This is a genomic window from Thauera sedimentorum, assembly GCF_014489115.1.
GTDB classification, from domain to species: Bacteria; Pseudomonadota; Gammaproteobacteria; order Burkholderiales; family Rhodocyclaceae; genus Pseudothauera; species Pseudothauera sedimentorum.
Map to the genome: position 1 here is coordinate 1,305,695 of NZ_JACTAH010000001.1, position 11,432 is coordinate 1,317,126.

The following is an 11,432-nucleotide window of genomic DNA, read 5'->3' on the forward strand; positions in this document are numbered from 1 at the left end:
CCGCGCCAGCTGTCTTGCAGGAGCGGCCTTGGCCGCGATACGGCCTGCGATGGAACCACCGCCGCCATCGCGGCCAAGGCCGACCCTACGCGTGGCCGAGCATGGTACGGCGCCAACGCGCCGCGGTGCCGAGCAGGTTGGCCATCAGCCAGGCGAATTCCGCCACCAGCATCGCTCCGGCGAGCCGCCCGGCCCAGGCATTGCCCGAGGTCGCGAGCAGCAGGGCGGGCAGGGTGGCCGCGTGCAGCATCAGCTGACGGCGGACCGGCACATCGGGCAGTAGCTTCTTCATGTTCGGCGCCTTGACCTTGGCCTGGGTCAGATGCAGCCAGGCGAGGAAAGGCACGATCTTGTAGAGCATGGCGCTGATCGCGCTGACGAAGCCGCCGTGCAGCACCAGGATGCCGGCGGCCAGGGGCCAGGCATCGTGGTCCAGCCAGGAGGCGAGCATCGCGCAGGCCGCGCCGGCGAGCACACAGGCCATGGACAGCTGCAGGGTACGGAAGCTGGCGTCCGGGTGCGGCCGGCGGGTGCGACGCATCAGCAGCAAGGTGGCGAGCGCGAAGCACATGGCCAGCACCGCGAGCACGTCCAGGGTCAGCGCTGGTGCGCCGGCCTTGCGTGCCAGGGTCAGCACGCTCCAGCCGGCCAGTACGGCAAGTACCAGCGGCGCCCAGATGCGGGTCAGCCAGCCGGGGTAGTTGGGCGTGATCTGGAACATCGGCACGACCACCCAGCTGGTGGCCGCCATCAGCACGCCGCCCCAGCCCAGCCAGCCCCAGCCGACATGCAGGTTGGTCAGTTGCAGCAGCGGCAGCGACAAGCCGCGGGACAGGGCGAGTACCAGCAGGATGCCGAGCACCGCGGTGACGGCAAGGCCGATGAGCGCGATGCGCAGGTCGCGGGCGGTGTTCTGTGTTGCGGCGCTGCGCCGCAGGCCGATTGCGGCGGCGCCAAGAAAGAGCAGCACGCCCAGCCCCAGCAGCACGCCGCCGGCCTGCATCAGCGCCGGCTTGCCAGCCCCCAGTCCCCAGGCGAGCGCAATCGCGCCGCTACTGACCAGGGCATGCACGCCCGCCGACAAGGGCCGGATGGCGGGCAGGCAGGCGCCGGCGACCACCGGGAGGATCTGCATCAGGGCGCCCAGCATCACCAGCAGCATGAAGCCGGCGGTGATCAGGTGGGTGAGGGCGAGGGCGCCCGGCGTCCAGCGCGAGGCGAGCGCTTCGGGCTGCAGCAGCAGGTAGACACCGGCGGCCAGCCCGAACAGCGCGGCGGTGAGGAAGAACGAGAGCGGAACGTGGAAAGGCGGGGTCGCCTCGTAGCTGAGCGAGCGCTGGCCGGCGCTCATAGCCCACCGATGCGCACTTCGACCGCGTCGTCGCGCACCTCGTATTCGTAGCGCGTGCCGTCACGGTCGAGCATGCGCAGCAGCGGCCAGGGCGTGCGGTCGAGCAGCAGGGTCAGGGTCTCGCCTTCCGGCAGGTCGGCGAGGGCTTCCATTGCCAGTTCGAAGGGCTCGGGCGGCTCCAGGCCGCGGGCGTCGATGACCTTGTCGCTCATGCTTGCACCTCAGCCTGATGGCCGGCTGCGAGCTCGCGACCGAGCGCCAGCGCCAGGTCCTCGCGCTGCGACTGCAGGCGCTGGTCGCACATCGGGTAGAGGATGTTCTCTTCCTTCATGTTGTGCTGCTGCATCAGGATCAGCAGGGTCTCGGCCTCGCCGGTGTACTCGTCGGCGTCCTGGTCGTCGATGGCCTGCTCGAGCCGGGCCAGCGCCGCACGCAGTTCGCGGTGTTCCTCGCGCATCACCATGGTCGGCCCGTGCATCATGCCGGTGGCCTGCTCGAAACGGGGAAAGAGAATGGACTCTTCCGCGCCGAAATGGGTGTTCAGGGCGCGCGAGAACAGCCCGAGGGCGGCGCGCGCCGCTTCCCACTCGCCACGGCCCACGTGGTGTTCCGCACTCGCGAAGGCTTCGTCGCACTGGCGGTGGTCGTGGGTCATGAGGTCGGTGAGCGTACTCATTGTTGTGGATCTCCTGTCGGGGTGCGCACAATTCTCCGAGTTGTCCACGCTTCGGCCTTGATACGTGTCAAACGCCTGAATTGGTTTGCCCATACGGGGTTTCGGCAGTTCGGCATTGCCCCAATGTGGTGCAGAATCCGCGCTTCGACGATAGGGAGCTTTCCATGCGGCACGAAACCGGCGGCGCGAGCTGGGGCAGGATCTTCCTGCCGTTCGCGCTCGGGTATTACCTGTCCTACCTGCTGCGCACCGTCAATGCGGTGATCTCGCCCGCACTGACCGGCGAACTCGGTTTGTCCGCCGCCAATCTGGGGCTGCTGACCAGCACCTATTTCCTGGCCTTCGGCCTGGCGCAGATTCCGGTCGGGATCGCCCTGGACCGTTTCGGCCCGCGGCGGGTGGAGGGGATGCTGCTCATCCTCACCGCGCTCGGCGCGGCGGCCTTCGCCGTGGCCGAATCGCTCGGCGGCCTGGGCCTGGCGCGCGCGCTGATCGGCCTCGGGGTGTCGGCCTGCCTGATGGGTGCCTTGAAGGGCTTTGCCATGTGGTATCCGCCGGAGCGCCAGAGTTCGATGACCGGCTTCATCATGGCGGCCGGTGCGCTGGGCGCGCTGACCGCCAGCGCGCCGGTCGAGGCGATGCTGCCCTTCGTCGGCTGGCGCGGGGTGTTCTGGATCATCGCCGGCATTGCCGCGGCGATTGCGGCGTGGATCTTCCTGTCGCTGCCGGACGAGGCCGCGCACGCCTCCCGCGACACCGTGGGGCAGGCCCTGCGTTCGGTGGGGCAGATCTACGCCTCGGCCGGTTTCCTGCGGTTCGCCGGTTCCGCGGCCTTCTTCACCGGCGGCTTCATGGCCCTGCAGAGCCTGTGGGCGGTGCCCTGGCTGATGACCGTGAATGGCCTGGACCTGGCCGGCGCGGCATCGCAACTGCTGGTGCTCAACTTCGGCATGCTCGCGGGGCAGCTCACCATCGGCCTGTTCGGCACCCGCCTGGCGCACAGCGGCGTGCGGCCGGTGAACCTGATGCAGGCAGGCTTCGCCGGCATGCTGGCGGTGGAACTCGGCATCCTCCTGCAGATCGGCCCGATTGCCGTGCTGTGGTTCCTGCTGGGCGCGCTGTCGGCGGTGAACTCGCAGGCCTACCTGGCCGCCTCGGCCTATTTCCCGCGCGAGGTGTTCGCGCGGGTGAGCACCGCGGTGAACCTGATGGCCTTCATGGGCGCCTTCGCGGTGCAGTGGGGGCTGGGCGTGACGCTGGACCTGCTGGAAGGCGCCGGGCGGGGCGGGGCCAGTGCGCTGGCGATTGCCTTCGCCGGCCTGATCGCGCTGCAGGCGGCGAGCTACCTGCCGCTGCTGCCGATCTTCGAGCGGCGGAAGAAGCCCTGAGCCGCCAGCACCGGGTCGGCGGCGGCGAGCGCCTCGTCCTCGCTGCCGGCGGCGGTTTCCACCGGTAGCGGAGCGGGCGCGGTCTGCCGGCCGCGCCATTCCACCAGCTCCAGGCGGCCGTCGAGGTGTTCGAGGATGGCGGTGCAGCTGTCGACCCAGTCGCCGCAGTTCACATAGGTCAGGCCGTCGACCTCGCGCAGCGCCGCCCAGTGGATGTGGCCGCAGATCACGCCGTCCACCCCGCGCTCGCGCGCGCCGTGGATCACCGAATCCTCGAAGTCGAAGATGAAGTTCACCGCGGTCTTGACCTTGCGCTTGGCGTAGCCGGCCAGCGACCAGTAGCCCGAGATGCCCAACCGGCGGCGCATCCACGACAGCCAGCCGTTGATGCGCACCAGTGCGTTGTAGGCCACGTCTCCGATCACCGCCACCCAGCGGTGGTAGCGGGTGACCTGGTCGTATTCGTCGCCGTGCAGCAGCAGGTAGCGGCGGCCGTCGGCGGCCTGGTGGACCCAGTCGTGCTCCAGCTGGATGTCGCCGAAGGTGATGCCGACGTATTCGCGCAGCGCCTCGTCGTGGTTGCCCGGCACGAACACCACCCGCGTGCCCTTGCGCGCGGCGCGCAGCACCTTCTGCACCACGGTGTTCTGCGTGGTGGTCCAGTGGATGCCGCGGCTCATCGCCCAGAAGTCCACGATGTCGCCGATCAGGAAGAGGTGTTCGGCCTCGTGGTGACGGAGGAAATCCAGCAGGCGGTCGGCCTGGCAGCCGCGGGTGCCGAGGTGGATGTCGGACAGGAAGATCGAGCGGACCTGGCGCGGCTCGACGGACATATCGACGGTTTTCATACGCCGGCTAGCCTAGGCCGGCGGTGTGACGGCACGATGACAGTTCATCGCGCCGTAACCGTGGCGCGGCGGGGGCGGATCAGACGAACTGTGCTGCGGCGTGACCGGACGACCAGGCCCACTGGAAGTTGTAGCCGCCCAGATGGCCGGTGACGTCCATGACCTCGCCGACGAAGTACAGGCCCGGATGACCGGTGGCCTCCATGGTGCGCGAGGACAGCGCGCGGGTGTCCACCCCGCCCAGGGTCACTTCCGCCTTGGCGTAGCCCTGGGTGCCGGACGGGGTCAGCGGCCAGGCGGTCAGCGCTTCGGCTATCGCGGCGAGTTCGGCGGGGCGGAACTGGTTGAGCGGCCGCGACCAGCCATGCAGCTCGCACCAGGCCTGGGCGAAGCGGCGCGGCAATCGTTCGGCGAGCAGGTTGGGGAGCAGGGCGCGGTCCTGCGCATGGGCGGCCAGCCAGGCCCCGGCGTTCTCGCCGGGCAGCAGGTTGAGCGAGACCGGCTCCCAGTCGCCGGTCTCGTAGGCCTGCGCCTGCCAGTAGCTGGACACCTGCAGGATGGCCGGGCCGGAGAGTCCGCGGTGGGTGATCAGTGCCGCTTCGCGGAAGCTGCCGTCCCTGCAGCTGGCCTCGACTTCGAAGGAGGCGCCGGAGAGTGGTGCCAGGCGCGCCAGGGTTTCCGGCGGCAGGGTCAGCGGCACCAGCGCGGGGCGCGGGGCCACCATGGGCAGGCCGAACTGCTCGGCCACCTTGTAGCCGAAGGGCGTGGCGCCGATCTTGGGAATCGACAGGCCGCCGGTGGCGATGACCAGGCTCTCGCAGGTCAGCGTGCCGCGCGCGGTATGCAGGGCGTATCGCTCGCCGCCGGTACGCGAGGCGTCTTCGGCAATCGCGTCGATGCGCTCCACGCCCAGCGGCATCGCCCAGTCCACCCCGCCGTCCGCGCATTCGGCACGCAGCATGTCGATGATGCGTTGCGCGGAGTCGTCGCAGAACAGCTGGCCGTGCTCGCGCTCGTGCCAGGCAATGCCGTGGCGGTCCACCAGCTCGATGAACTCGCGCGAACCGTACCGCGCCAGCGCCGAGCGCACGAAATGCGGGTTGCGCGACAAATAGTTCTCCGCGCCCACCCGCAGATTGGTGAAATTGCACCGCCCGCCGCCGGAGATGCGGATCTTCTCGGCCAGCACCTGCGCGTGGTCGAGCAGCAGCACGCGACGGCCGCGCTGGCCGGCGAAAGCGGCGCACATCATGCCGGCCGCACCCGCGCCGATGACGATCACGTCGTAGCTCTGCCGCATGCTGCCAGGTATCCCTTGCCTTGAAAGCGCGCGAGCTTACGCGCAGCGGATCATGGTCGCAAACATTTACGCCAATGATCCGCCCGCGAGGCCCGGACCCTGATAGATTTCGCGCTTCGCGAAAATGGCCCGGGGCAACATTCCGCCCTACGGTCCATACTTGGCTCACATACCCTGTCTGCAAACTCCGGAGTCGACGATGCTCTCGCCCGCTGCCCTGGCCACCCGCCTGCGGCCCTCGCGCAAGCTGCTGAACTGGTTCGCCGCATGCATCGCGGCATATGCCGTGTTCGGCTTCATTGCCGTGCCCCATCTGGTACGCAAGCATGGCGAACGCCTGCTGGGCGAGCTGACCGGGCGTGCGGTGGCGGTCGAGCACGTGCAGTTCAACCCCTTCACCCTGGCGCTCACCGTCGAGGGCCTGAGCGTGCAGGAGGCTGACGGCAGCGCGCCGGCTTTCTCGCTGGCCCGCGCGCACGCGAATCTCGAACTCGAATCGATCCTGCGCCGCGGCGCCGTGCTGCATGAACTGCGTCTCGAGGAACCCCGGCTCAGCGTGGTGCGCGCCGAGGACGGGCAGTACAACTGGGACGACGTCGCCGCGCGCCTGACCGCGCGCGCGGAAGCCGGCGACGACTCGGGGAACGACGCGCCCGCGCGCTTCTCGCTGGGCAACATCCAGCTCAGCGGCGGCGAGGCGGTGTTCGACGACCGCCAGGCCGGTGTGCGCCACGAGCTTCGCGAACTGGCCGTCAGCCTGCCCTTCCTGTCCAACCTGCCGGTGAAGGTGGAGGTGTTCGTCGAGCCGGCCTTGTCGGCCACGCTTAACGGACAGCCGCTGCAGATGAGCGGCAAGACCCGGCCCTTTGCCGAGGGCCGCGAGACCGCGCTGGAGCTCGTGCTCGAGAAGCTGGAGCTCGCCCCCTATCTGGCCTACCTGCCGTTCGAGCCGGCGTTTGCGCTGCGCAGCGGACATCTGAGCACCGGGTTGCAGCTGGCTTTCCGCCAGAAGGCGGATGGCGAACCGCACATCGCGCTCAATGGCGAAGTGCGCCTGGGCGAAGTGCAGGTTGATGACGCTGGCGGCCGCCGCGTGCTCGCTGCCGAGGAAGTGGCGGTGGAGCTGGTCGAGATGCAGCCCCTGGCAGGCAAGTGGCATTTCACCCGCTTGCGCGTGCAGTCGCCGGAAGTGGCGCTGGTGCGCGAACGCGACGGCAGGCTCAACCTGGCCCGCCTGCTGCCGCAGACCGCCCCCGCCAACCGCGGCAAACACAAGGGCGAAGCCAAGGACGAGACCGCCGCGCCGGTCGACTTCCTGCTCGCGACCGCACGCGTGCGCGACGGCGTGGTCGCCTTCGAGGATCTCGTGCCCGCCACGCCGCTCAGGACGCGCCTGGAGGCGATCAACATCGACCTGCGCGACCTGGCGACCGTCGGCGACATGCCTGCGGTGATCCGTGCCGACTTCCACACCGACGCCGGCGAGCGTTTCGACTTCCAGGAGCAGCTGCGCATCGCGCCCTTCGAGCTCGACGGCACCGCATCGGTGACCGAACTGCAGCCGGCCAGGCTTGCCCCTTACTACCGTGCAGCCCTGGCGGCGGGTGAGATCCGCGACGGCAAGCTCGATGCGGTGGTGCGTCATCGCGTGCGCGCAGGCGCCAAGGCGCCGGAGATCGAACTGACCGTGGAAAGCCTCGCCCTGCGCGACGCAGTGCTCGGGCTCAAGGGGCGCAAGCAGGCGCTGCTGGAACTGCCCGAGCTGACCGCTGCCGAGATTGCCGTGCTGCCGTCCGGGCGCAGCGTCCAGGTGCGCGAGGCAAAGGTGCGCGGGGCCAAGCTGAAGCTCAACCGCTCCACCGATGGAAGGCTGGATGCGCTGGACTTCCTGGCGCCGGCCACAGCGGGTGGCAGCAGCGGGCAGGCCTGGCGCTACGCGATCGCGCAACTCGGCGTCGAGGACGCCAGCCTGCGCCTGGAAGACCGCAGCGCCGGCACGCCGGTGGTGGTGGAGGCGGAGCAGTTCGCGTTTACCGCCGATGGCCTGTCGAACGCCCGCGACAGCAAGGCCCGCGTCAGCCTGCGCACCCAGGTCAACAAGCGGGGCAGGGTAGCCGCCGACGGCACGCTGGCGCTCTCGCCCTTGAAGACGGAGCTGGAACTCGATCTGGCCGAGGTGGACCTGCTGCCGCTGCAGCCCTATGTGCTGGAGGAAACCAAGATCGCCATCGCGCGCGGCCAGCTGGGCACCCAGGGCGTGCTTGCGCTGGAGCAGACCGCTGCGGGCGACTGGAAGGGGCGCTTCCGCGGGGATCTCGGCGTGGCCGATTTCTCTTCGGTGGACCGCCTGAACGCCACCGACTTCGTGCGCTGGCGCGCGCTGCGGCTGAGCGGGGTGGACCTCGCGCTGGCGCCCTTTGCCCTGGCCATCCGCGAAGTCGCGCTGAGCGGTTTTCACAGCCGGCTGATCCTGGACGAGCGGGGCCAGCTCAACCTGCGGGAGATCCGCCCGCAAGCGGAAGCCACGGAGGACGCACCGGCCACGGCGGTGGTAGCGCCACCCGGGCAGGTGCCGCCGCTGTCGATCGGCCGGGTGGTGTTCCGCCAGGGCAGCATCGCCTTCAGCGACCGCTTCATCCGCCCCAACTACGACGCCAATCTGAGCGGACTGGGCGGCCAGTTGGTGGGTCTGTCCTCGAACCCGTCCACGCTCGCCCGGCTGGAACTGGACGGCAAGGTGGACAAGACCGCGCCGGTGAGCATCCGCGGCGAGTTCAACCCGTTCCGCGAGGACCGCCGGCTGGACATCGCCGCCGAGGTGAAGGACTTCGAGCTGACCGGCGTGTCGGCCTACTCCGGCAAGTACGTGGGCTACGGAATCGACAAGGGCAAGCTGTCGGCCGAACTGAGCTACAGGATCGAGGAGCGCCAGTTCACCGCTTCACACCGGGTTTTCCTAGACCAACTTACCTTCGGCCCGCCCACCGACAGCCCCGATGCCATCAAGGCGCCGGTACAGCTGGCGGTGGCCCTGCTCAAGAACCGCCGTGGCGAGATCGATCTGCGCCTGCCGGTCAGCGGCACATTGGACGATCCTGAATTCAGCATCGGCGGTTTGGTGTTCCGCGCCATCATGAACCTGCTCGGCAAGGCCATCACCTCGCCGTTCGCCCTGCTCGGCTCGATGTTCGGGGGGGGAGAGGAGCTCTCGCAACTGGAGTTCGACGCCGGCTCCGCCGTCCTGGGGCCGGCCGCGCTCACCCGCGTGCAGACGCTGGGCGACGCCTTGCTCGACCGCCCGGCGTTGAAGCTGGAGATCACCGGCCGCGCCGACCCGGCGACGGACAGCGACGGACTCAGGCAGCAGGCCCTGCTGCGCACGGTGAAGGCCGCGAAGGTGCGATCGACCATCAAACGCGGCGAGGAAGCGCCACTGCTGGACGAGGTGCTGGTGGCCGACGAGGAGTATCCGGCCCTGCTGCGCGAAGCCTATCTCGAAGGTGATTTCAAGAAGGAGCGCAACTTCTTCGGCATGGTCAAGGATGTGCCGGTGGCGCAGATGGAGGCCGCCATCCTTGAGAACAGCGAGGTCAGCGCCGACGAGTTGAATGCGCTGGCGCAGCAACGCGCACAGGCTGCGCGCAACTGGCTGGTGGAGCAGGGCGGCGTGCCGGCCGAGCGGGTCTTCGTGCTCGCGCCCAAGACCGAGGCGCCCGGCGAGCAGGCGTGCGGCGCCTGCGTACGCTTCTCGCTGCGCTGAGAGGCAGCGGCAGGGGCGGCCTAGGCCGAGATCGCGGCCGTCGGATTCCCCAGCGCCGCATCGCGGGCGAGCCCGCTCCTACAACTGGCCGCCCCCGGGTTCACCGGTAGGAGCGGCCTTGGCCGCGATTGCGTGCGTCGGTTTCCCCAAGGCCGCATCGCGGGCAAGCCCGCTCCCACGCCGACGGCCGGCGCTTACACCGCGGCCAGCGCCTGCTCCAGGTCGGCGAGGATGTCGTCGATGTGCTCGATGCCGATAGACAGCCGCACCATGTCCGGCGAAACGCCGGCCTTGGCCAGTTCCGCGGGCGAGAGCTGGCGGTGGGTGGTGGATGCCGGGTGGCAGGCGAGCGACTTGGCATCGCCGATGTTCACCAGGCGGGTCACCAGCTTCAGCGCATCCTGGAAGCGGCCGCCGGCTTCGAAGCCGCCCTTGACGCCGAAGGACAGGATGCCCGAGGCGCGGCCGCCCATGTACTTCTGCACCAGCGCATGGTCGGCATGGTCGGGCAGGCCGGCGTACTTCACCCATTCCACCTTCGGGTGCTTCTTCAGGTATTCGGCCACCTTCTGGGTGTTTTCGCAGATGCGGTCCATGCGCAGCGCCACGGTCTCGATGCCCTGAAGGATCAGGAAGGCGTTGAAGGGCGAGAGCGCCGCCCCGGTGTTGCGCAGCGGCACCACGCGGGCGCGGGCGATGTAGGCCGCGGCGCCGAGCGCTTCGGTATACACCACGCCGTGGTAGGACACGTCCGGTTCGTTGAGGCGGCGGAAGCGCGCCTTGTGCTCGGCCCAGGGGAACTTGCCCGAATCGACGATGACGCCGCCGATCGAGTTGCCATGCCCGCCCAGGTACTTGGTCAGCGCATGCACCACGATGTCGGCGCCGTGCTCGAAGGGGCGGCACAGGTAGGGCGTGGGCACGGTGTTGTCCACGATCAGCGGCACGCCGGCCTTGTGGGCGATCTCCGCGAGGCGGCCGATGTCGGTGACGTTGCCGAGCGGGTTGCCGACCGACTCGCAATACACCGCCTTGGTGCGCTCGTCGATCAGCGCGGCGAAGGAGTCGGGGTCGCTCGCGTCGGCAAATCGCACCTCGAGGCCCAGTTGCGGGAAGGTGTGGGCGAACAGGTTGTAGGTACCGCCGTAGAGGGTGGCCGCGGAGACGATGTTGTCGCCGGCTTCGGCAATGGTCTGGATGGCGTAGGTGATCGCCGACATGCCGGAGGCCACCGCCAGCGCACCGATGCCGCCTTCCATCTCCGCCACGCGCTGCTCCAGCACCGCGGTGGTCGGGTTCATGATGCGGGTGTAGATGTTGCCCTGTACCTTGAGGTCGAAGAGGTCAGCGCCGTGCTGGGTGTCGTCGAAGGCGTAGGACGTGGTCTGGTAGATCGGCACGGCCACCGCGCGGGTGGTGGGGTCCGGCTGGTAGCCGCCATGGACGGCGATCGTCTCGAGCTTCATCGGTGCTTCCTCCTCGTGGTCAGGGGGCGGAGTATAGCCAGCAAGCGCGGGGCGGGGAAATTGTCTGCCCGCGTCCCGGGGCCGCCGCGACGGGCTGCCCGAGGCGGGCAATTCCTTCACATGAACATGGTTATTCTGCTTGCACTTTCACGGCCGTTTTCCATACTGGGAAGGCTGCAGGAAAAAAAAGAGCGGCCGCCCGCACAAGACATAGATCAAGGGGCAAGAAGAGCAATAAAGGAGGGGACATCATGGAGTCGATGCAGATGCCGGGGCGCGTGGCGACCTGGCTTGAACTTGCGGTTGCGCCGGAGTGGCGTCGTCAGCATTGCCGGGTGCGCGTGCATGCGCTCGGCGGCAGGGGGAATGGCGGATGCTACGCCCTGTCGATGGACGATCGCTGGCTGTGCACCGGTGACGGACGCCTGACCGTTTTCAAGGGGATAGACGCGGCGCTGCGTTTTCTCAAGGTGGTGCGCGTCGAGGACTTCGAACCGGGCGACGCGCCCGAGGGCGGGACGGTGTGCGACGGCCAGCACCACTGCCTGTGCGTGGGCCGTGACGGCGAACTGGGCCCTTGCCCGGTGAGCTGCAGGCTGCAGCAACTCAACTCCTGACCTACCGGGTTGGATGACGCCCGGGC

The 11,432-nt window shown here is 69.0% G+C and carries 9 protein-coding genes; 3 read left to right on the forward strand and 6 right to left on the reverse strand.

Going from position 1 to position 11,432, the window contains the following annotated elements; genetic code table 11:
- Window positions 1-85: 85 nt before the first annotated feature.
- The 3 genes from IAI53_RS05870 to IAI53_RS05880 are packed head-to-tail and all read right to left on the reverse strand — an operon-like array spanning window position 86 to window position 2,027.
- The gene (locus IAI53_RS05870) at window positions 86-1,351 is read right to left on the reverse strand and encodes a hypothetical protein (RefSeq protein WP_187717188.1); all 1,266 of its coding nucleotides are present in this window, start codon (window positions 1,349-1,351) and stop codon (window positions 86-88) included.
- Window positions 1,348-1,563: a DUF2249 domain-containing protein gene (locus IAI53_RS05875; protein ID WP_187717189.1), complete on the reverse strand. Its 216-nt coding sequence runs from the start codon at window positions 1,561-1,563 to the stop codon at window positions 1,348-1,350. The genes IAI53_RS05870 and IAI53_RS05875 overlap by 4 nt, the downstream gene beginning before the upstream one ends.
- Window positions 1,560-2,027 (reverse strand): hemerythrin domain-containing protein, encoded by a 468-nt coding sequence (locus IAI53_RS05880; protein WP_187717190.1) that lies wholly within the window; start codon window positions 2,025-2,027, stop codon window positions 1,560-1,562. The genes IAI53_RS05875 and IAI53_RS05880 overlap by 4 nt, the downstream gene beginning before the upstream one ends.
- Window positions 2,028-2,191: 164 nt before the next feature.
- Between IAI53_RS05880 and IAI53_RS05885 the strand changes: the two genes are divergently transcribed.
- Window positions 2,192-3,415 carry an MFS transporter gene (locus IAI53_RS05885; protein ID WP_187717191.1) on the forward strand — a complete coding sequence of 408 codons (1,224 nt, stop codon included), beginning with the start codon at window positions 2,192-2,194 and terminating at the stop codon, window positions 3,413-3,415.
- Here the strand turns inward: IAI53_RS05885 and IAI53_RS05890 are convergent.
- A complete protein-coding gene (locus IAI53_RS05890) occupies window positions 3,370-4,263 on the reverse strand; it encodes a UDP-2,3-diacylglucosamine diphosphatase (protein WP_225433138.1) in 894 nt (297 codons plus the stop codon). The two genes, IAI53_RS05885 and IAI53_RS05890, sit on opposite strands and share 46 nt — an antisense overlap.
- A 79-nt stretch (window positions 4,264-4,342) precedes the next feature.
- Window positions 4,343-5,563 (reverse strand): BaiN/RdsA family NAD(P)/FAD-dependent oxidoreductase, encoded by a 1,221-nt coding sequence (locus IAI53_RS05895; protein WP_187717192.1) that lies wholly within the window; start codon window positions 5,561-5,563, stop codon window positions 4,343-4,345.
- Between the two features lie 199 nt (window positions 5,564-5,762).
- Here IAI53_RS05895 and IAI53_RS05900 point away from each other — a divergent pair, with 199 nt between their 5' ends.
- Window positions 5,763-9,323 carry a DUF748 domain-containing protein gene (locus IAI53_RS05900; protein WP_225433140.1) on the forward strand — a complete coding sequence of 1,187 codons (3,561 nt, stop codon included), beginning with the start codon at window positions 5,763-5,765 and terminating at the stop codon, window positions 9,321-9,323.
- A 194-nt stretch (window positions 9,324-9,517) separates the two neighbouring features.
- Here the strand turns inward: IAI53_RS05900 and IAI53_RS05905 are convergent, their stop codons facing one another.
- Window positions 9,518-10,789, reverse strand: coding sequence for a bifunctional O-acetylhomoserine aminocarboxypropyltransferase/cysteine synthase (locus IAI53_RS05905; protein ID WP_187717194.1), 1,272 nt, complete (start codon window positions 10,787-10,789; stop codon window positions 9,518-9,520).
- Window positions 10,790-11,040: 251 nt separating this feature from the next.
- On the opposite strand from IAI53_RS05905, the gene IAI53_RS05910 reads away from it, so the two are divergent.
- Window positions 11,041-11,406, forward strand: a complete 366-nt coding sequence (locus IAI53_RS05910) for a hypothetical protein (protein WP_187717195.1) — start codon at window positions 11,041-11,043, stop codon at window positions 11,404-11,406.
- The last annotated feature ends 26 nt before the right edge of the window (window positions 11,407-11,432 follow it).

Coding starts and splice junctions, on each gene's coding strand:
- IAI53_RS05870 (WP_187717188.1), bottom strand. CDS start 1,351: ATGAGCGCCGGCCAGCGCTCGCTCAGCTACGAGGCGACCCCGCCTTTC.
- IAI53_RS05875 (WP_187717189.1), bottom strand. CDS start 1,563: ATGAGCGACAAGGTCATCGACGCCCGCGGCCTGGAGCCGCCCGAGCCC.
- IAI53_RS05880 (WP_187717190.1), bottom strand. CDS start 2,027: ATGAGTACGCTCACCGACCTCATGACCCACGACCACCGCCAGTGCGAC.
- IAI53_RS05885 (WP_187717191.1), top strand. CDS start 2,192: ATGCGGCACGAAACCGGCGGCGCGAGCTGGGGCAGGATCTTCCTGCCG.
- IAI53_RS05890 (WP_225433138.1), bottom strand. CDS start 4,263: ATGAAAACCGTCGATATGTCCGTCGAGCCGCGCCAGGTCCGCTCGATC.
- IAI53_RS05895 (WP_187717192.1), bottom strand. CDS start 5,563: ATGCGGCAGAGCTACGACGTGATCGTCATCGGCGCGGGTGCGGCCGGC.
- IAI53_RS05900 (WP_225433140.1), top strand. CDS start 5,763: ATGCTCTCGCCCGCTGCCCTGGCCACCCGCCTGCGGCCCTCGCGCAAG.
- IAI53_RS05905 (WP_187717194.1), bottom strand. CDS start 10,789: ATGAAGCTCGAGACGATCGCCGTCCATGGCGGCTACCAGCCGGACCCC.
- IAI53_RS05910 (WP_187717195.1), top strand. CDS start 11,041: ATGGAGTCGATGCAGATGCCGGGGCGCGTGGCGACCTGGCTTGAACTT.